The 20,054-nt window shown below is 61.8% G+C and carries 18 protein-coding genes; 12 read left to right on the top strand and 6 right to left on the bottom strand.

Going from position 1 to position 20,054, the window contains the following annotated elements; translation table 11 throughout:
- Positions 1-99: 99 nt before the first annotated feature.
- The gene (locus R5M92_RS11110) at positions 100-1,281 is read left to right on the top strand and encodes a cytochrome P450 (protein ID WP_346796017.1); all 1,182 of its coding nucleotides are present in this window, start codon (positions 100-102) and stop codon (positions 1,279-1,281) included.
- Between the two features lie 37 nt (positions 1,282-1,318).
- Here R5M92_RS11110 and R5M92_RS11105 read toward each other — a convergent pair whose 3' ends face one another.
- On the bottom strand, positions 1,319-2,515 hold the full coding sequence (locus R5M92_RS11105; RefSeq protein ID WP_346796016.1) for an NnrS family protein: 1,197 nt from the start codon (positions 2,513-2,515) through the stop codon (positions 1,319-1,321).
- Between the two features lie 247 nt (positions 2,516-2,762).
- Between R5M92_RS11105 and cofG the strand changes: the two genes are divergently transcribed.
- From cofG to R5M92_RS11050, 11 genes are all read left to right on the top strand, one after another.
- Positions 2,763-3,890, top strand: a complete 1,128-nt coding sequence (gene cofG / locus R5M92_RS11100; RefSeq protein ID WP_346796015.1) for a 7,8-didemethyl-8-hydroxy-5-deazariboflavin synthase CofG — start codon at positions 2,763-2,765, stop codon at positions 3,888-3,890.
- A 27-nt stretch (positions 3,891-3,917) separates the two neighbouring features.
- A complete protein-coding gene (gene cofH, locus R5M92_RS11095) occupies positions 3,918-5,126 on the top strand; it encodes a 5-amino-6-(D-ribitylamino)uracil--L-tyrosine 4-hydroxyphenyl transferase CofH (RefSeq protein ID WP_346796014.1) in 1,209 nt (402 codons plus the stop codon).
- The gene (gene cofD, locus R5M92_RS11090) at positions 5,123-6,082 is read left to right on the top strand and encodes a 2-phospho-L-lactate transferase (protein WP_346796013.1); all 960 of its coding nucleotides are present in this window, start codon (positions 5,123-5,125) and stop codon (positions 6,080-6,082) included. Before cofH ends, cofD begins: the two co-directional genes overlap by 4 nt.
- Positions 6,079-6,780, top strand: a complete 702-nt coding sequence (cofC, locus tag R5M92_RS11085; RefSeq protein ID WP_346796012.1) for a 2-phospho-L-lactate guanylyltransferase — start codon at positions 6,079-6,081, stop codon at positions 6,778-6,780. The genes cofD and cofC overlap by 4 nt, the downstream gene beginning before the upstream one ends.
- Positions 6,717-7,553, top strand: a complete 837-nt coding sequence (gene cofE, locus R5M92_RS11080; protein ID WP_346796011.1) for a coenzyme F420-0:L-glutamate ligase — start codon at positions 6,717-6,719, stop codon at positions 7,551-7,553. The genes cofC and cofE overlap by 64 nt, the downstream gene beginning before the upstream one ends.
- Complete coding sequence (gene npdG, locus R5M92_RS11075) at positions 7,550-8,215, top strand: NADPH-dependent F420 reductase (RefSeq protein WP_346796010.1); 666 nt, start codon at positions 7,550-7,552, stop codon at positions 8,213-8,215. The genes cofE and npdG overlap by 4 nt, the downstream gene beginning before the upstream one ends.
- 79 nt (positions 8,216-8,294) lie before the next feature.
- A complete protein-coding gene (locus tag R5M92_RS11070) occupies positions 8,295-9,299 on the top strand; it encodes a TIGR03842 family LLM class F420-dependent oxidoreductase (protein ID WP_346796009.1) in 1,005 nt (334 codons plus the stop codon).
- Positions 9,300-9,425: 126 nt separating this feature from the next.
- A complete protein-coding gene (locus tag R5M92_RS11065; RefSeq protein WP_346796008.1) occupies positions 9,426-10,658 on the top strand; it encodes a Zn-dependent hydrolase in 1,233 nt (410 codons plus the stop codon).
- Between the two features lie 32 nt (positions 10,659-10,690).
- On the top strand, positions 10,691-11,854 hold the full coding sequence (locus tag R5M92_RS11060) for a Re/Si-specific NAD(P)(+) transhydrogenase subunit alpha (RefSeq protein WP_346796007.1): 1,164 nt from the start codon (positions 10,691-10,693) through the stop codon (positions 11,852-11,854).
- Positions 11,854-12,141 carry an NAD(P) transhydrogenase subunit alpha gene (locus R5M92_RS11055; protein ID WP_346796005.1) on the top strand — a complete coding sequence of 96 codons (288 nt, stop codon included), beginning with the start codon at positions 11,854-11,856 and terminating at the stop codon, positions 12,139-12,141. Before R5M92_RS11060 ends, R5M92_RS11055 begins: the two co-directional genes overlap by 1 nt.
- A gap of 3 nt (positions 12,142-12,144) precedes the next feature.
- On the top strand, positions 12,145-13,539 hold the full coding sequence (locus tag R5M92_RS11050) for an NAD(P)(+) transhydrogenase (Re/Si-specific) subunit beta (protein WP_346796004.1): 1,395 nt from the start codon (positions 12,145-12,147) through the stop codon (positions 13,537-13,539).
- A 257-nt stretch (positions 13,540-13,796) separates the two neighbouring features.
- Here the strand turns inward: R5M92_RS11050 and R5M92_RS11045 are convergent, their stop codons facing one another.
- The 5 genes from R5M92_RS11045 to R5M92_RS11025 all read right to left on the bottom strand — a co-directional run bounded on the left by R5M92_RS11045 (position 13,797) and on the right by R5M92_RS11025 (position 20,012).
- Positions 13,797-14,447 carry a TetR family transcriptional regulator C-terminal domain-containing protein gene (locus R5M92_RS11045; protein ID WP_346796003.1) on the bottom strand — a complete coding sequence of 217 codons (651 nt, stop codon included), beginning with the start codon at positions 14,445-14,447 and terminating at the stop codon, positions 13,797-13,799.
- A 219-nt stretch (positions 14,448-14,666) separates the two neighbouring features.
- Entirely contained in the window at positions 14,667-16,106 is a 1,440-nt protein-coding gene (gene hydA, locus R5M92_RS11040; protein ID WP_346796002.1) for a dihydropyrimidinase, read from the bottom strand.
- Between the two features lie 56 nt (positions 16,107-16,162).
- On the bottom strand, positions 16,163-17,662 hold the full coding sequence (locus tag R5M92_RS11035) for an NCS1 family nucleobase:cation symporter-1 (protein ID WP_346796001.1): 1,500 nt from the start codon (positions 17,660-17,662) through the stop codon (positions 16,163-16,165).
- A gap of 74 nt (positions 17,663-17,736) precedes the next feature.
- Complete coding sequence (locus R5M92_RS11030; protein ID WP_346796000.1) at positions 17,737-18,612, bottom strand: nitrilase-related carbon-nitrogen hydrolase; 876 nt, start codon at positions 18,610-18,612, stop codon at positions 17,737-17,739.
- 476 nt (positions 18,613-19,088) lie between these two features.
- The gene (locus tag R5M92_RS11025) at positions 19,089-20,012 is read right to left on the bottom strand and encodes a LysR family transcriptional regulator (protein ID WP_346795999.1); all 924 of its coding nucleotides are present in this window, start codon (positions 20,010-20,012) and stop codon (positions 19,089-19,091) included.
- Between the last annotated feature and the right edge of the window lie 42 nt (positions 20,013-20,054).

Genomic DNA, 20,054 nt, shown 5'->3' with positions numbered 1-20,054 from the left:
TGAGCCGGTGGTGTTTCTGTTGCTATAGGAGCCTTGTTCCATTCTCGAGGAGAGAAGGCTGGCGCCTGCCTGGTGCCTCTCGCTTCTCAAGGAGATAGCATGAGCGACACGATTCAGCAGGATTGGGACCCGCGCAGCGAGAGCGTACTGGACGATCAGATCGCGGCTTACGACGAGATACGCGGTCGTTGTCCGGTGGCTTACAGCGATTACCTGCAATGGTCGCTTTTTCACCATGAAGACGTGATGCGGGTACTCGAGGATCACGAGACCTTCAGTAACGCGGCAAGTCGCCACCTGTCGGTGCCCAACGCCATGGACCCACCCGAACACACGCACTTTCGTCGCCTCATCGAGCCCTACTTCGGTCCTGCTGCCATGAGCGATTTCGCCCCGCAATGCCGCGCCATCGCCGAAGCAGTTGTGGACCGCCTGCCTGCCGACGGCGAAGTAGAAGCAATGGCCGAAATGGGCCAGGACTTCGCCCTGGAGATCCAGTGTGCCTTCATGGGGTGGCCGACTTGCCTGCATGAACCGCTGCGCGCCTGGGTGAATCGCCAGCAGGCCGCCACCTTGGCCGGCGACCGCGAAGCGCTGGGTGAGCTGGCATTGGAGTTCGACGGCGTGATTCGCGAGCAGTTGCACCACCGTCGAGCGCTGGGGGACGCTGCGCCGGACGATGTCACCACCCGGATCATGAAAGAGACGGTAAAAGGGCGCCCGCTTAGCGACGAGGAGATCGTCAGTATCCTGCGCAACTGGACAGTGGGCGAGCTCGGCACCATCTCGGCGAGTATCGGCATTCTGATGAACTACCTGGCGCGCAACCCCGCGCTTCAGACACGACTGCGTGACGAGCCCTCGCTACTCTCGACGGCAATCGACGAAATCCTGCGTCTCGACGCACCGCTGATGTCGAACCGTCGCATCACCACCCGGCCGGTGGAGATTGGTGGCCGGCACCTGGCCGCCGGCGAGCGCCTGACGCTTTTGTGGGGATCGGCCAATCGCGACGAGGCGGTGTTCGATGACCCTGACGAGGTACGTCTGGACCGTGATCCCAAGGACAATTTGCTTTACGGAGCGGGCATTCACGTCTGTCCCGGTGCCCCGCTGGCACGAATGGAACTTGAGTTCTTCATGGAGGCATTGCTGACCGCCACCGTCGAGCTGGCGCCCGCATCAGGACGCTCCGCGATACGCGCCCGTTATCCCGCGGGAGGCTATTCCGCAGTGCCGCTGAGAGTACGCACCGCCAAGCCCGCCAGCATGGCAAGCTGAACGTCGCGCTTGTCGTCGGAATGTTTCGTTGAATCACCTAGTTAAGCGTGTCTTCGATACTCTGCACGGGTCGCTTCGCGGGCGGCCGTGGGGGCGGCAGGCGAGCAATCCAGTACCGCAGCCGACTGGCCACCAGCAACCAGGCAAGGCTCCAGGCCAGTGCCGCACCCCATAGGACACTCAGCCAGGCACTGCCGGTTTCCAGTGCCCACAAGCGCAGGATCGCCGCCGCGGCGAACAGCACCACCAGCGGTACCAGAGCCCATTCCCGTTCGGGGTGGGCCTTGGCTCGCAGGATCGCTTGGCGCAGCATCACCGTGCTGGCCAGCGTCCCCAAGGCACCGATGGTGAAGGCGTGCAGGGGCGCGCCGTCGTGGGCCGATAGCCACCAGGTGCGCGCCATCAGCAGCAGGCCCACTCCCAGCCAGGCATAGCCGGCCATCAGCGCCAGCAAATCGGGTCGTTCGCGGCACTGAGTCGGCCTCCAGCGATAGAGCCGTAGCAGCACCAGAATCCCACCAACCAGCGCCAGCATGGCTGCCAGCGGCTGAAGCTGCGGCCACGGCATCAGCAAGGGTGCGATGCCCAGCAGCAGAATCAACGCCGCCTCGATGCGCGGTTGCACGCCGGCTCCCGCCAGGCCATGGCGCCGTATCAGGTAACCGTTCACCGCCGGGGCGATGATGCGCCCGCCCATGAACGTCATCAACACTACCAGCCACATCACGCTCTGGTGCATCAGCGGCGCCATGGTGGCTGTGTCGCCGAGGTAGCGCCAGGCGAGACTCACCACGCCGAGCAGGCACAGCAAACCCAGTAGCGGCGAGAGTATGCGGTTGCGCCATTTCTTGGCGGCCAGAAAGCGCGGTACCACCAACCAGGCGACCCACAGGGCAAAGAGGCCATCGGCCAACGTGGCGACATGCACCAGCGGCCAGGCCAGCACCCCTAAGCGGCCCACCGCCCATAGGGCGACCAACCCCGCAAGCTGTCGACGCGGCAGCGGACCCAGCAGGTAACCGGCGATCACGGGCAGCGCGAAACCGAAAACCAGCTCGCGAGCATGCGCCGAAGATGAAGCGAGCTGGGGCAGCAAGTCACCTTGATGGTAAAGCGCCAGCAGCGAGAGCGGCACCATGAGGGCCGCGTGAATTGCTGCCAGCGGAAAGAACCATTGCCAGGCCGGTAGGCGGTGCCCCGGGGCGGGCCGCGATTTCACTTTGTCTTTGGACATGCTGAAAAAATACTACTTAAGCGGCCTGCTGCCAATCGGAGGTGCAAGCCCCCTGATAACACGTCTTAGCTGATGCCTGCTGCTCGCTCGCACTTGTTCCGCTCTCCCGAGCCCGCTCTGTATCGCCCTAGGTTCTCTGAATAAAAAGTTTGACCAACCGGAAAAATATAGTCTAGGGTGGAATTTACCGAATGGTAAAAAATTAAATAACCAGAAGCGCACAACAAGAACAGGAGCGCTGAGTCACATGCTGACACGTCCGGAAGCCCTGGCGCTGGAAAAGGCGTCACCCCAGGAACTGGAAGATTTCTCTCTCCGTGCCGCCCGGCTGCGCGATTCGCACTGGGGCAAGACCCTGACTTACTCGCGCAAGGTATTCGTTCCCCTTACCAACATGTGTCGGGATGATTGCGGCTACTGCACGTTTGTCCAGAAACCGGGTTCGCCCAACGCACGGGTCATGACGCCCGATGAGGTCATGGCTGTGGTCCGGGAGGGCGAGCGGCTGGGCTGCAAGGAGGTGCTGTTTAGCCTCGGGGAAAAGCCCGAGCTGCGCTATCCGGAAGCCCGTGAGGCACTGGCCGCATTGGGCCATGACAGCATGATCGATTACCTGATCGAGATGTGTCGGCGCGTACTGGACGAGACTTCGCTTCTTCCCCACGTCAACGCCGGCACCCTGTCGGATGAGGACGTCGCGCGTCTCAAGCCGGTCAGCGTCAGCATGGGCATGATGCTGGAGAACATCAGCCGCCGGCTGCTGCAGCGTGGCCAGGCGCACTTCGCCTGCCCGGACAAGGTGCCGGTGCAGCGTCTGCGCACACTGGAACGCGCCGGTCGCCACGGTGTTCCCTTCACCACCGGCATCCTGATCGGTATCGGCGAAACGTGGGAAGAGCGAGTGGAGAGCCTGGAAGCCATCAACGCCCAGCATCGCCAATACGGCCATATCCAGGAAGTGATCGTGCAGAACTTCCGCGCCAAGCCGGGCACCGCCATGGCCAACCACCCGGAGCCGGATCTTGACGATATGGTCCGTACCCTGGTCCTGGCGCGGCTGGTACTCGACTCGTCGATCAGCCTGCAGGCACCGCCCAATCTCGAATCACGTTTCGCGGCTTATATCGGCGCCGGTATCAACGACTGGGGCGGAATCTCGCCGGTGACTATCGACCACATCAACCCCGAGCGGGCCTGGCCTCAGATCGACTCGCTGCGCCAGGCGACCGCGCGCTGCGGATACGGCCTGGAAGAGCGGCTGGCGATTTATCCGCGCTACTTGAAATCTCCCGAACACTTTCTCTCCACCCCACTCGCTGCGCGTCTTGACCACATTTCACGCGACGACGGCCTGGCGCTGCAGCAGTGCGTCTGATACCGCTCCCCTGAACAGGAGACCCCCATGGGTACAAAAACAACACCCCTGCACCCGATCGAACGCCTGCCCGCAGAGCTTTCCCGGCCCGAGGTGACTGCCAGGACACGGAATATCCTGCGCGCTACCCTGGCCGGCCAGGAACTGAGCGAGACTGATGCGGTACATCTTTTCCAGGTCGACGGGGCCGATCTTGATGCCCTGACGGCAACCGCCGACGAGATTCGCCGGCGGCGTGTCGGTGATGACGCCACCTTCGTCATCACGCGCAACATCAACTACACCAATGTCTGCTACATGGGGTGCCGCTTCTGCAACTTTGCCAAGCGCAAGGACGACCCCGAAGCGGAATTCTTCGATATCGACGAAGTCGTGCGCCGCGCCCAGGAAGCGTGGGATCGCGGGGCCACCGAAGTGTGTATCCAGGGGGGGCTGCACCCGAACATTCCCGGCCACTTCTATCGGGACATGGTCAAGGCGATCAAGCGGGCACTGCCGGACATGCACATCCACGCCTTCTCGCCCTTCGAGATCTGGTTCGGTGCGCAGAAGAGCCGCCTTTCCTATCGCGACTTCATCCGCGACCTGGTGGATTGCGGCCTGGGCTCGATGCCGGGCACCGCCGCGGAGATCCTCGATACCGAGGTGCGCAAGCAGCTGACACGCGACAAGCTGACTACCGAGCAGTGGGTGGAGATCATCACCACGGCCCACGAAGAAGGGCTGCCTACCACCTCGACGATCATGTACGGCCATATCGATGGTCCCGAGCACTGGGCGGCCCATATCGCCCTGCTCCGCGATATCCAGAAGCGCACCGGCGGGTTCACCGAATTCGTGCCCTTGGGCTTTATCCACTACAAGACGCCGCTGTTTCTCGAGCATGAAGGGGTGCGTCCGGGACCCACTCGCCTAGAGCATATTCGCATGCACGCCGTGGCCCGCCTGATGCTCAACGGCTGGATCGACAACATCCAGGCCTCGTGGGTGAAGCTGGGACCGGACCTGGCGCGCCAGATGCTGGCGGCCGGGGTCAACGACATGGGGGGCACGCTGATGAACGAGAGCATCTCCCGGGCCGCCGGTGGCGAGCACGGCCAGGAAATGCTGCCCGAGGCGCTGGCGAGCATGATCCGCGAGATGGGCCGCCGTCCGGTGCGCCGCAATACCCTCTACGAGACGGTGGAAACCTTCGATGAGCCGGCGCTGCTCAGTGTCGCCGGAGGCCTGTCATGACGCCCCGCGTCACCTTGCTGGCCGGCGGCGTGGGTGGCGCCAAACTGGCCGAGGGCCTGGCGGCGGTCTGCGCTCCCGAGCGGCTGTCGATCATCGGCAATGTGGCCGACGACCATGAATTCCATGGGCTGTGGGTCTCGCCGGATATTGACACCTTGACCTACAGCCTGGCGAACCTGATCGACCGGCAGCAGGGGTGGGGCCTGGCCGATGAGAGCCACCGGGTGTTGAAGGGGCTCGAACGCCTGGGTTGCGATACCTGGATGTCGTTGGGCGATCAGGACATGGCGACCCATATCTTTCGCACCCAGTTACGCCATCAAGGTATTCGCCCCAGCACGATCGCCCAGAGCATTGCCGACTCGCTGGGAGTGAAGGTCAATATGTTGCTGCCCACCGATGACCGCTTGCAGACCCTGGTGAAAACGGAGCAGGGCTGGCTGGCCTTTCAGGAGTACTTCGTCAGGGAGCGCTGCCAGCCCGAGGTGCGGGAAATTCGCTTCGAGGGTGCCGACGAGGCACGTCCGACGTTCGAGGCGCTGGAGGCCATCGAACAGGCCGATGTGCTGCTGATCGCGCCGAGCAATCCCGTGGTCAGCATCGCCCCCATCCTTGCCGTCCCCGAGATTCGGCGCGCCGTCGAAAACTCTCGCGCCACACGGATTGCCGTCTCGCCGTTGATCGGCGGGCACACCGTGAAAGGCCCGGCCGACCGCATGCTGACCGCCATGGGCTACCGCTGCAGCAATGCTGGTGTCGCCGACAGCTATGCGGGCCTCATCGATGGCCTGGTGATAGATGAGCAAGATCGAGCCGATCGCGCGGCCCTGGAAGCTGACGGCCTGCAGGTCTTGACGACCGCCACGTTGATGACGAGCGCCGAGGAAAAGACACGTCTGGCGCAAGAGACCCTCGCCTTTGCCGGGGTCTGCCGCCGGGAGGAGGTCGCGTCATGACGCCTAAGCCGCTGATCGTGATTCCGGTCAAGGATTTCCGCCAGGCCAAGAGCCGATTGGGGAACACCCTCTCGCCCGATCATCGTTCGGCCCTGGCCCGTCGCCTGTGCGAGCGCACCCTGGGCTTCTTCGCCAATCATTTTCCCGACCACGACCGCCTGGTGGTCACGGCGTCGCCGAAGATCGCCAGGCTGGCGAAAAAGCTCGGTGCCATGGTCCTTGAGGAGCCGCAAGCCGACGGCCTTTCGCCAGCGGCGCAGCGTGCCGCCGATTGGGCCCGCCAAGCGGGGTATTCGGCCCAGCTACTGGTTCCCGCCGATATCGTCGAACTCGATGAAGCGGAAATCTGTCGGCTGCTGAAGACCGGCGGCGAAGGGCCGGCCGTGGTGATCTGCCCGGCCAGCGATGGCGGCACCAATGCCCTTTTGACCTCACCGCCCGATGCGCTGCCTTTTCGTTTCGGGCCGCAGTCGGCCGTGGCGCACCGGCAAGCGGCGCAACGCCTGGGCCTGTCCTGTCAGGTGCTTGAGCTGTCTCGCCTGCGTTTCGACCTGGACACCCCCGCGGACCTTTCCACCCTAGATGCCCTGATCCAGCAACGCGGCGCCGAGACGCCCCAGGAGCTGAAGAAGCTATGGAACCTGTGTACGACACCCCACGGCATGACGCCCTGGACCGCCTGGCTGACGACACCATGAGCCCCGGACGCGTTGGGCTTCAGGCCTTGGCGGGTATCCCCGACATCCATCCGGGCGATGACCTGGCCGCGATCCTGATCGAGTGCCTGCGCCGCCAGGACATGACCCTGCGCGATGGCGACATCCTGGTGATCGCGCACAAGGTAATCTCCAAGGCCGAGGGGCAGGTCGTGGCCCTGGCCGATGTCACGCCGAGTGCCGAAGCCGAGGAACTGGCCAGGCAGGTCAACAAGGACCCGCGCAAGGTCGAGGCCATTCTGCGCGAATCGACCCGTGTGGTCCGCGCCGTGAAACGCCCCGAACAGGAAGAAGGCACGCTGATTGCCGAGCATCGCCTGGGCTTCATCTGCGCCAACGCCGCGGTGGACGAATCCAACGTCGGGGCCGAGGAAACCATCATCCTGCTGCCTCAGGACCCAGACGCCAGCGCCCGTGCTCTGTGCGAGCGCCTGGAGAGCGCCTTCGGCGTGAATCTGGGCATCGTGGTCACCGACACCTTCGGCCGCCCCTGGCGGATGGGCCTGGTCAATGTGGCCATCGGCCTGGCTCGGGTACCGGCACGAATCGACATGGTCGGCGAGCGCGATGCCTTCGGCCGCGTGCTGTCGGTGACCATGCCGGCCCTGGCCGACGAGCTGGCCGCCGCATCCGGCTTGGTGATGGGCAAGAGCGACAAGACGCCGGTGGTGCTCTTCAGCGGCATCGATTGGCAACCCTGTGTCAGTTCCGCGAACGATCTGATAAGACCCCAACAAGAGGACCTGTTCCGATGAACGTAGCAATTCTTGGCGGTACCGGCCCGCAAGGCCGAGGCCTGGCCCTGCGTTTCGCCCGCGCCGGTATACCGGTGGTGATCGGCTCCCGCGACGGCGCGCGCGCCCAGGGAGTGGCCGACGAGCTGAACGCCCAGCTCGACAATGCCGCTACCATCAGCGGCGAGGCACTGCGTGACGCCGTGACCGCTGTCGACGAAATGGTGATTCTTGCCGTTCCCTACAGCGCCCACGACGCCACGCTCGAGTCGATCCGTGACCTGCTGCCCGGCAAGATCTTGATCGACATTGTCGTGCCGCTGGCGGATGGCGACCCCAAGAAGGTGGACATGCCCGCCGCCGGTTCGGCCACCGAGGCCGCCCAGGCCCTGCTGGGCGACGAGGTTCCCGTGGTCGGCGCCCTGCACAACGTCTCGGCGACGACGCTCAATCACCTGGATCAGCCGATCAACTGCGATGTGCTGGTGTGCGGCAACGACCTGGCGGCCAAGGAGAAGGTGATCGAGCTGGTCCGCCATCTCGACGTCGAAGCCTACAACGCCGGACCCGCCGTCAATGCGCGCTGTATCGAAGCCATCACTCCGATTCTGATACGCCTCAATATTTCCAAGAAGGTGCCGTTTACCCACGCGGGTATCCGTATCTGCCCGCCGGGTTCTTGAGCACCCATTACGACAACAACTCAACAAGTCGCATCATCCAACAAGCAGTATTTAACAAGTACAAGTAAGGAGAAGAACAATGGAATTCGGTATCTGTTTCAAGGGATTCGTCAGCCCCGATCGCGCCCGTAAATTGGTCAAGCAGGCCGAGGAAGCCGGCTTCGATTACTGCTGGTTCTACGATTCCCATATCCTGTGGCGGGAGTGCTACCCCGCCATCGCCATGTGCATGGAGCACACCACGAAGATGCGCTTCGCTCCCTGCGTGACCAACCCCAACGCCCGCGACTGGTCGCTGGCGGCGAGCCTGTTCGGCAGCCTGGCCAAGCAGAGCGGCGGGCGCTTCGATATCGGCCTGGGGCGCGGCGACAGCTCGGTCCGCGTGATGGGCAAGAAGCCCGCACCGTTGGCGCGTGTCGCCGAGTTTACCCAGAAGGTCAAGGCGATGGTACGCGGTGAGGAAGTCATGTATGGCGAATGCCCGGAGCCGGTCAAGTTCCCCTGGGCGGATGGTTACGAGCTGCCCGTGCATATCGGCGCCTACGGCCCCAAGGCATTGAAGACGGCAGGCGAGGTAGGTGACGGCGTGATCCTGCAGATCGGCGACACCTACCTGGTCGAGTGGCTGGGTAACCAGGCGACCCAGGCGGGCAAGGATGCCGGTCGCGACATGTCCAACTATAAGGTCATCGTCGCGGCACCGGCTTACTTCGGTGACAAGGAGAGCTGCATCGAGGCCACCAAGTGGTTCCCGGCCATGGTCGGCAATCACGTGGCCGATATCGTCGAGAAGTACGGTACCGACAGCGGCCTGGTGCCCAAGAGCCTCACCGACTACATCGAGAAGCGCAAAGGCTACGATTACTCCAAGCACGGCCAGAGCGATAACCCCTATCTCGACTTCATTACCCCGGAAATCGTCGAAAGCTTCTGTGTTCTGGGCCAGCCCGAGGACCACGTCGCCAAGCTGCAGAAATTGCAGGAAGCCGGCATGACCCATTTCAATATCTACCTGGACAACGGTGACGAGGAGAACATTATCGCGCAGTACGGCGAGCATGTGATTCCCCGCTTCAACCGCTGATTCATCCACCGGTGGAGCACCGGTTCCCCTGTCGAGACGAGCGTGAAAGGGTCGCAATAGGCGGCCCCATGGGGACCCTGTGTGCGCCGTTCACCAAGTTCTAACTCGATAATTGGCGAGGTACTCATGAACGACATTCGCATCAACAAGCAGCGCCTGTGGGACAGCCTGATGGAAATGGGCGAAATCGGCGGCACCGAGAAGGGCGGCTGCTGCCGCCTGGCGTTGACGGATCTGGACAAGCAGGGCCGCGATCTCTTCGTGAAATGGTGCGAAGAAGCAGGCTGCAGCATCACGGTGGACAAGATGGGTAACATCTTTGCTCGCCGTCCGGGCAAGGATAACTCGTTGGCGCCGGTCGCGGTCGGCAGTCACCTCGACACCCAGCCCACCGGCGGCAAGTTCGACGGGGTCTACGGCGTGTTGGCGGGCCTGGAGATTTTCCGCACCCTGAACGAGCAAGGCATCGAAACCACCACCCCGCTGGAAACCGTGGCCTGGACCAACGAGGAGGGCTCGCGTTTCCCGCCGGCCATGGTCTCCTCGGGCGTTTTCGCCGGCGCCTTCGACCTGGAGTACGGCTTGAGCCGGGCCGACCTCGACGGCAAGACCATGGGCGAGGAGCTGCAGCGTATCGGCTATGCCGGTGAGGCCGAAGTGGGCAATCATCCGTTCAAGGCATTCTTCGAGGCGCACATCGAGCAGGGACCGATTCTCGAGGATGAGCACAAGCAGATCGGCGTGGTGACCGATGCCCAGGGCCAGCGCTGGTACGAAATCACCCTGACCGGCCAGGAATCCCACGCCGGGCCCACGCCCATGCCCAGCCGCCGCGACGCTCTGGTCGGTGCCGCACGCATCGTCGACATGGTCAATCGTATCGGCATGGATAACCAGCCCAACGCCTGCGCGACGGTGGGCTTGATGCAGGTATTCCCCAACTCGCGCAACGTCATTCCCGGCCAGGTCTTCTTCACCGTTGACTTCCGCCACCCCGATGCCGAGGTATTGGAAAAGATGGACCAGGCCCTGCGCGAGGAAGCGGCCCGTATCGTCGAAGAGCTCAAGCTCGAGATGGCATTCGAGCAGATCTGGTACTCCCCGCCCGTGCCGTTCGCGCAGCAGTGCGTCGCCTCCGTGCGCAAGGCGGCGGAAGAGCTGGAGCTCAGCCATCGCGAGATGGTCAGCGGCGCCGGCCATGACGCCTGCTACATCGCCCGTGTGGCGCCTACCTCCATGGTCTTCGTCCCCTGCGAGAAGGGCATCAGCCATAACGAACTGGAACGCGCCGATGCCGACGATCTGGCTGCCGGCTGCAATGTGCTGCTCAAGGCGGTACTGGAGCATGCCAACGCCTGATCGGGCATTCGATCACGTGCAGGAGAACAACAATGAAGCTATCGGTAATGCGGGAAACCCACCCTGGTGAGACCAGGGTGGCCCTGACGCCCGCCAATATATCGACCCTGACCGGCCTCGGCTGCGCCGTCTACGTGGAGACCGGCGCCGGCGACGCCGCCGGGTTTCCCGACGCCAGCTATCGCGACGCGGGCGCGGAGATACTCACGGCCCGCGCTCAGTTGCTCGAAAAAGGCGAAATCATACTCTGTGTCGACGCCGCCCACGACGCGGCGCTGGCCGACCTGCGTGAAGGCCATATCTGCATTGGCATGATGGACCCCTTAAGCGACGCCGACCGCTTTCTTGAGCTGGCCGAGCGAGGCATTACCAGCGTGGCGCTGGAACTGGTGCCTCGCATCAGCCGCGCCCAGAGCATGGACGCCTTGTCATCCATTGCCACACTGGCCGGTTACAAGGCCGTGCTGTTGGCGGCATGCCAAGCCCCGCGCATCTTTCCGATGATGATGACGGCGGCGGGAACGTTGAACCCGTCTCGCGTCTTCATCATGGGAGCCGGTGTGGCGGGCTTGCAGGCGGCTGCCACCGCCAAGCGGCTGGGCGCTATCGTGGAGGCGTACGACGTGCGTCCCGCAGCGCGCGATCAGATCCTTTCCGTGGGCGCCAAGCCCGTGGAACTGGATCTCGATACCTCGTCCAGCGAAGGCCAGGGCGGCTATGCCAGCGAACAGGACGACGATTTCCTCCAGCGTCAGCGCGAGCAGATGACCCAGGTACTCGCGCAGCAGGATGTGGTGGTGACCACGGCGGCGATTCCAGGCGCCAAGGCGCCGGTATTGATTACCGAGGAGATGGTGAAAGGCATGAAGCCGGGCGCCGTCATCGTCGATCTCGCCGCCGAGCGGGGCGGCAACTGTGAGTTGAGCCGGCCCGGCGAGACGGTAACCGCCTATGGGGTGAGCATCATCGGACCGCGTAACATCGTCGCTTCCATGCCCCACCATGCTAGCCAGATGTACGGGCGCAATGTCGAGAACCTGCTGCGCCACCTGCTGGATGACGAGGGCAAGCTGACGTTGGACTTCGAGGACGAGATCGTCGATGAAACCGTGGTGACCCATGCTGGTGAGGTGCGCGCCGCGCGAATTCGCGAGCGCCTTTCGATGGAACCTACCCGTGAAGAGGAGACGGCTTGATGGATATGCTGATCATGCAGATATCGCTTTTCGTGCTGGCCGTCATCCTGGGGGTCGAGCTGATCACCAAGGTGCCCGCCACACTCCACACACCCTTGATGTCGGGCAGCAACGCCATTTCCGGCATCACGTTGGTCGGGGCCTTGCTTGCCGCGGGGTCGGGAGAGGTCGGCGGCGTCTGGACATCCATCCTCGGCATGGTGGCCGTAACACTCGCCACCATCAATGTGGTGGGCGGATTCCTGGTCACCAATCGCATGCTGCGCATGTTTCGCAAGAGGGGTTAAACCATGAGTCTGTCTTTCGTAAACCTGTTCTATCTTGCGTCCGCAGTGCTGTTCATCACCGGAATCAAGGGGCTGACTCGTCCGCGTACCGCCGTGCGTGGCAACCTGCTGGCCGCCATCGGCATGCTGGTGGCGGTGGTGGTCACCCTGCTGAACCAGTCGATCCTGTCCTACGGCTGGATCGTGGCCGGAGTCATCGTGGGGGGAGCGGTCGGCGTCTTGCTGGCCACGCGCATCCAGATGACCGCCATGCCGCAAATGGTTGCTCTGCTCAATGGGTTCGGTGGCGGGGCTTCTCTGGCCGTGGCCATGGCCAGCTTTCTCACCGCCAGTGGGCCGATCGCCGCCGCGGGCACTATCAGCCTTCTGGCCATAGGCCTGACGGTGCTGATCGGCGCGGTCACGCTGACCGGCAGCGCGGTAGCGTTCAGCAAGCTGCAGGAACTGCTGCCGGGCAAGCCCATGGGCTTCAAGGGCATCACGCTGTTCAACGCCGCCTTGCTCAGTGGTGCCGTCGTGATCGTGGCGACCCTGGCGAGTGGCGGCGGTGGTCTCGGCCTGTTGTTGCTGCTGACCGCCATTGCCCTGGTGCTGGGCGTGACGCTGGTGATCCCCATCGGCGGGGCGGATATGCCCGTGGTCATCGCCTTGCTCAACTCCTACTCGGGCATCGCGGCGGCGGCGGCGGGCTTCATCATGGGCAACACCGTGCTGATCGTCTCCGGCGCTCTGGTCGGTGCCTCGGGGCTGATCCTGACGCGCATCATGTGCGTGGCCATGAACCGCTCCCTGGCCGGGGTATTGTTCGGTTCGCTATCCGAGGAAGGCGGCGAGGCCATGGATGCCGACGAGGTGTATGCCGGCAAGGTCAAGTCCTCCTCCGCCGAGGAAGTCAGCATGTTGCTGGAGACCGCCCAGCGGGTGGTTATCGTGCCGGGCTTCGGGCTGGCCATGGCGCAGGCTCAGCATGCGGTGCGGGATCTGGCCGATACACTGGAACGTCGTGGTGTGGAAGTGATCTATGGCCTGCACCCCGTCGCCGGGCGTATGCCGGGGCACATGAACGTGCTGCTCGCCGAAGCCGAGGTGGACTACGACAAGATGCAGCCCATGGAACAGGTGAACCCCAGTTTCGCTCAGACCGACGTGGTGATCGTCATCGGTGCCAACGACGTCACCAACCCGATGGCACGGGAGGACAAGGGCAGTCCGATCTACGGCATGCCGATTCTCGATGTCGACCAGGCGCGCACCGTCGTCGTGGTGAAGCGCAGCCTGAGCCCGGGTTTCGCCGGGTTGCCCAATCCGCTGTTTGCCAAGGACAACACGCTGATGCTGTTCGGCGACGGCAAGCAGGCGATTCTGGATCTTACCGGCGCCCTGAACGAGGCGGCATGACGAGACGCCTGACCGGCAGTATAGAAAACTGAAGAAGGTAGAAGGGGGGAGTAACTCCCCCTGAATCGACATAATCACGCATCGATACTTTGTCGGTCTGAATAACTCTTGGCGGGGGCGCTGTGAATCCCTCCATGGACGCTACATTCGCCATCCATGGCGAATGACCCCCGCTACGAGTTGATTCCGACCTTATCCCATCGCATTTACAGGGTTTGCCACAATATGGGGAGGCAATTCCCTCTTTTTCGGTTCAGTCAGTCCTTCTTGAGCCCCAATCCCTTGAGCAATACGTGGGTCAGGAAGTCCCCCGCTTTCTGAAAGTCCTCCTCATCCAGCTCGTTCTTGCCCAGCGCCAGGCTTATCTGTGAGGAAAAGTCGGCATAGGTCTGGGTCGAAGCCCAGATGGTGAAGAAGAGGTGTTCCGGGTCGACCGGGTCCATCTCGCCATTGGCGATCCATGTGCGGACCAGCTCGAGATCCGCCTCAAGCTGAGGCAAGAGGTCGTTTCTGAGGTAGACCTGCAGGTGCGAGGCGCCGCCGATCACCTCATTGGCAAATATCTTGGACCCGTACGGGCGCACCCTGGAGATCTCCAGCTTGCCGCGAATGTAGTTTTCCAGCATCACCGCCGGCGTGTCGCCGTTCTGCTCCATCAGCGTCATTTTCTCGATCCACAGGTCGAGAATATCCTTGAGCACGTTCTGGTAGAGGCTTTCCTTGGAGGGGAAGTAATACAGCATGTTCTGCTTGGAAAGACCGGCCTTCTCGGCGATGGACTCCAGGGCAGCGCCATTGAAGCCTTGTTCCGCGAAGATGATCTCGGCGGCATCGAGAATCTTCTGCTCCAGGGCGCGTCGATTGGCGGAACGACGAGATGATTTTTGCTCGACGGGTGGTTGACTCATGTGGCTCTCGTCAGGGAGTTAAACGAGCGACAGAATAACCATGCCCCCTCGTTGCGTCCACTCGTTCGGAGAGCCAGGACGACAAATAGAAAACGGGCCCGCTATCGGCAACAGCGGGCCCTGATTGAAAGGAGCGATAAGCGGGAACGATGGCGGCCATCGTCCCCGCCTTATGTCGTTATAATTATGTGTCGCTATAGATCGTGTGTCGCTATCGATTCAGCGTTTTACCGCCTGTGGCTCGTTGAGTTCGGTTTGGCGCGCCACCGCTTCCACGACCGGAGAGAATGGTGGCCGCTTGATATACCGGCCGGCACCACGCTCCGCGTTCAATTGGCCGTTACGCCAGACGATCTTGCCGTGGCTCAGGGTGTGGGAGGGGATACCCGTGACGGTGCGACCCTCGAAGATATTGAAGTCCACGTTCATGTGGTGGCTGTCGGCGGAAATGGTGCGTGTGCCTTGTGGGTCCCAGACCACGATGTCGGCATCGGCGCCTTCCGTGATGCTGCCTTTCTGCGGATAGATGTTGAACAGCTTGGCGGTATTGGTGGAGGTCACCGCGACGAACTCGTTCAGGGTCAGGCGGCCCTTGTTGACCCCCTCGTCCCAGAGGATCGCCAGGCGGTCCTCGACACCGGCGGTGCCGTTGGGGATCTTGGTGAAGTCGTCACGGCCGGCCGCCTTCTGGTCCTTGCAGAAGCAGCAGTGGTCCGTTGCCGTGGTGTGCAGGTTGCCGCCTTGCAAACCACGCCACAGTGCGTCCTGATGCTCCTTGGGACGGAAGGGAGGGCTCATCACGTGACCTGCCGCGAAGTCGAAGTCCTCACTGCGATAGACACTGTCGTCGATGGCTAGATGGCCGGCGAGTACCTCACCGTAGACCCGTTGACCCTCAGCACGTGCCCGAGCAATGGCGTCCAGCGAGTCCTTGCAGGAGACGTGGACGATATAAAGGGGCGTATGCATCGCCTGGGCCACCTGGATGGCTCGGTTGGCGGCCTCACCCTCGACGAAGGGGGGGCGTGAAAGGGGCTGGGCCTCGGGGCCGGTAATGCCCTTCTTCAGCATTTCCTGCTGCAACTGATAGACCAATTCACCATTTTCCGCATGCACGGTGGGCATCGCTCCCAGTTCCACACAGCGGCGGAAGCTGTTCACCAGGGTTTCATCATCCGCCATGATGGCATTCTTGTAGGCCATGAAGTGCTTGAAACTGTTGACCCCGTGCTCGCGCACCAGGGTTTCCATGTCGTCATGCACGGACTCGTCCCACCAGGTAATCGCCACGTGGAAGGTGAAATCGGTAGCGGCTTTCTCTGCCCACTTCTGCCACTGGTGATAGGCGTCCATCAGGCGCTGTCCGGGCTGCGGGATCACGAAGTCGATGATGCTCGTCGTGCCACCGGCCAGGGCTGCCGCCGTGCCCGTATAGAAATCGTCGCTGGCGACGGTGCCCATGAAGGGGAATTGCATGTGAGTGTGGGGGTCGATGCCGCCCGGCATGACGTACTGGCCATCGGCATTCACGACTTCCGCGGATGCCGGAACATCCAGGTTCTCGCCAATGGCGACGATTTTTCCGTCTTCACAATAGACATCGGATTTGAATGTGTGGTCAGCGGTGACCACTGTGCCACCCTTGATCAAAACGGACATGGATCTCTCCTTTCCTGCGCTTGTAAGTTGTTGCTGCTATATGTTGTTGCTTGTGGTTACGCTCGCGGCGCTACGTTGGCCGTTGCGGGACGATTCATGCTCATGAGGCCCAGGTAGACGATGGCCCCGACGGCAACGCCGACAAACCAGGCATAGTTGTAGATGGCCGAGAATATTTCCGGCACGCTTTCCACCAGGCCCGCCGCCGACAGAAAGCCGGGGAGATTGGGCAGTACCGCGATGATGAAGGCCGCCCAGGCCATGGGATTCCAGCCATTGGTGTAGCTGTATCGGCCGTGGTCCTTGAACAGGTCATCGTGTGCCAGCTCGGTCTTTCTCAGCAGCAGGTAGTCAGCCAGCATGATGCCCGCCAACGGGCCGAGGAGCGCGGAGTAGCCGATCAGCCAGGTAAAGATGTAGGCGCCGGTGGTTTCCAGCAGTTTCCAGGGCATGATGGCGATCCCCAGGCCGGCGGTGATGTAGCCGCCCATGCGAAACGAGATCTTGCCCGGCATCAGGTTGGCGAAGCCGTTGGCGGGAGCGACCACGTTAGCCGCCAGGTTGGTGGTCACTGTGGCGATCACCAATGCCACGAGCGAGACGACAACCGCTGCTCCACCCATGCGCTCGGTGATGGCGACCGGGTCCCAGAGGGCTTCGCCATAGATCACGCTGGTAGCGGAGGCCACCGCCACGGCGATGAACGCCAGGATCGCCATGGGTATCGGCAGGCCCAGTGCCTGGCCAATCAGTTGATGCCGCTGGCTCTTGGCGAACCGGGTAAAGTCGGGAATGTTCAACGCCAGGGTGGCCCAGAAACCGACCATGGCGGTCAATCCCGGCCAGAAAGCCTGCCAGAATTCACCTTCTCGCGAGCCTCCCTCGATGAACTCCGACGGCGTATCGAGCATGGGGCCGAAACCACCGGCTTTTACCACCGCCCAGATCAACAGCCCGAAGCACATGGCAATCAGGAAGGGCGCCGCATAGGTTTCCAGGAAACGAATGGACTCCGTGCCCCGAGCGATGAAATAGACATGCACCGCCCAACAGGCCAGAAAACTGAGAAGCTGCGCCAGGTCGATACCCAACCCCGGCAACGGCTCCCCCACCAAGGCGCGCCCGGTAAGGATGTTGAGAATCGCATAGATGGCGGAGCCGCCGACCCAGGTCTGGATGCCGAACCAGCCACAACCGACCACACCGCGCAACATGGCCGCCAGTTTGGCGCCGGAGGTGCCGAAGGACGCCCTGAGGAGCACTGGGAAAGGGATACCGTGCTTGGCCCCGGCATGGCCCAGCAACAGCATGGGAATCAAGATGATGGTATTGGCGAGAAAGACGGTGAGTACCGCCTGCCACCAGGACATGCCTTCGGGAATCAGGCTCGCCGCCAGCATGTAGGCGGGCACGCAGACCACCATCGAGACCCACAAGCTGGCGATATTCTGCCAGGACCAGGTGCGTTCTTCCTTGTCCACGGGTGCCAGGTCGGCGTTCCACAACTCAGGGCTATAGCCGGCCTTAAGCTCGGCCTTGTTTCTTGTTTCACTCATGATTCAGCTCACTGTGTTGTTGTTATGATGCCGGGGACAGGCTGGTTTCCCCGGCTCGGGAAGCGCAAGGGACCTCAGTAATCCACGAGCTCGTCATAGGTTTCGGGGCGGCGGTCGCGGAAGAACTGCCACCCTTTGCGGACTTCGCGAATCATGTCCAGGTCGATCTCGTGAACCAGCAACTCATCCTGGTCTTCACTGGCCTGGGCCTCGATCTGGCCCTTGGGATTGACGATGTAGCTGGAGCCATAAAACTCGCCCATCTGCCCATCCCAGGGGGCTTCGCTACCCACGCGGTTGATGGCACCGATGAAAACGCCATTGGCGGCGGCGGAGGCGGGTTGCTCGAGTTCCCAGAGGTAGCGACTCTTGCCCTTCACCGTGGCGGAGGGGTTGACGATGTATTCCGCCCCGTTGAGCGCAAGGGCACGCCATCCTTCCGGGAAGTGGCGGTCGTAGCAAATGTATACACCCAGCTTGCAGTAGGCGGTATCGAAGACGGGATATCCCAGATTGCCTGGCTTGAAGTAGAGTTTTTCCCAGAATCCCGGTGCCGTATCGGGAATATGATTCTTGCGATACTTGCCGAGATAACTGCCGTCCGCATCGATGACCGCAGCGGTGTTGTAGTAGACACCCGGCATTTCTTCCTCATAGATCGGCACCACAATGACCATGCGGTGCTTCTTGGCATACTCCTGCATCAGCTTGGTGGTAGGGCCATCGGGGATGTTTTCCGCCGAGTCGTACCATTTCCTGTCTTGGCTGGGACAGAAATAGGGCTGGGTGAATACCTCCTGGAAGCAGAGAACCTGAACTCCCTGTTGCGCCGCTTCGTCGATCAGGGGCAGGTGGGCGTCGATCATCTTGCTGCGGATCTCGTCCGGACTCATGGAGGTATCACCCTTCAGAGACATCTGGATCAGACCGCACTTCACATTATTCGCCATTTCGAGACCTCTTTATTGTGCTGGTGAAATGATGTTGTCGAGATTGTGTCGTTGCGCTTCCTGTCATTTAGCGGAATTGAACGGCTGCTTTCTTCGGACACAGCTGTCCCTATTGGCTCGGCAATGCCTTTGCCGAGCACCATGATTCAACAATCGATGTATGTGGTTCTGCCTGCAATCAGACCAGACCTTTAAGCCTTAACACGGCGGAATCACCACGAAGACCGATCGTGAATATCCTGTATCTTCTTGAACTGAATAGGTTTTATATTCCATGGGAGGCGTGCTCATGTTGTCATTGTTTTTTTACCTTTTGGTAAAGGTAAAAGTCATTTCTCGGCTGGTCAAGGAGTTTTTTTGCCGTTTGGTCAAGTGAGTTTTAATGCCCTGAGTTGGGTCTTTTTATTGCTATATGCACCAAGTGAGTGCGCTTAATACAACAATAGAATGTTGGGTTTCAGCAACTTGCAGGCGAATCAATTACTGTTGATCAGCTTGTTCAGTTCTTCTAGGTAACATTCCAGTACCAGGTTGGGCAGCCCCCCTTTGCGGGTAATGGCGCTGTAGCCCGTCATGTAGCGCCAACCGTGGTAGGGCAGTGCCTTCATCTGTCTGTCGCGTACCCAGCGTTCGGCGTAATGGGTGGGCAAGTAGCCGATATAACGGCCGGAGAGGATCAGAAAAGCGACACCTTCACGATCGGTGGCCGAGGCGGACGCCTTGAGCGGCTCGTGAATCGCCTTGATTTCCGCTGTCTGGGCATAGGCGGGGACGACGGCATCGTAGCTGGCCAATGCCTCACGGGTGACATCCGTCGCCTCGAACAGCGGATGGCCGGCTGCACAGTAGAGCCTCGATGCCTCGTCGTACAAGGCCAGGTAGTCGAGCCCCGGCAGGGTCTTTAAATCCGGTATCACCCCGGTGTGCAGACGACCATCGAGCACCGCCAGCTCGATCTCGCTCGGCGGAATCATGCGGATATTGATGCGCACGTCGGGGCCCCGTTCCTTGAGCGCGCTCAGGGCGTGGGTGATGTGCATTTCGGGCATGGTCACCAAATTGTCGGTGATGCCGATATTGAGTTCACCCTTGAGCCGGGCATGCAGGCCGTTGACCTGGGTGCGGAAGCCTTCCACTGCCGCCAGCAGTTGCAAGGCCGATTGGTAGACCTCGGTGCCTTCATTGGTCAGGGCAAAGCCGCTACGACCCCGTTGGCAGAGGCGCAGGCCGAGGCGTGTTTCCAGGTCGTTCATCGCCATGCTGATGGCGGCCCGGCTGATGCCCAGCTCCACTTCGGCAGCAGAAAACCCGCCGCACTCCACGACTTTGCGGTAAATCCTCAATAAGCGCAGGTCGGAGTCGCCGGGCTGACCCATCGGCGCTATCTTGCGGTGTGCCATGTTTTTTCCTTCCCCTGTGCTGTCGCCTGAGCTTGTGTCGGG

This window comes from Halomonas sp. Bachu 37, assembly GCF_039691755.1.
Taxonomy (GTDB): domain Bacteria; phylum Pseudomonadota; class Gammaproteobacteria; order Pseudomonadales; family Halomonadaceae; genus Vreelandella; species Vreelandella kashgarensis.
Note: the sequence above shows the minus strand (reverse complement) of the source record. Positions and strands in the feature narration are given on the sequence as shown.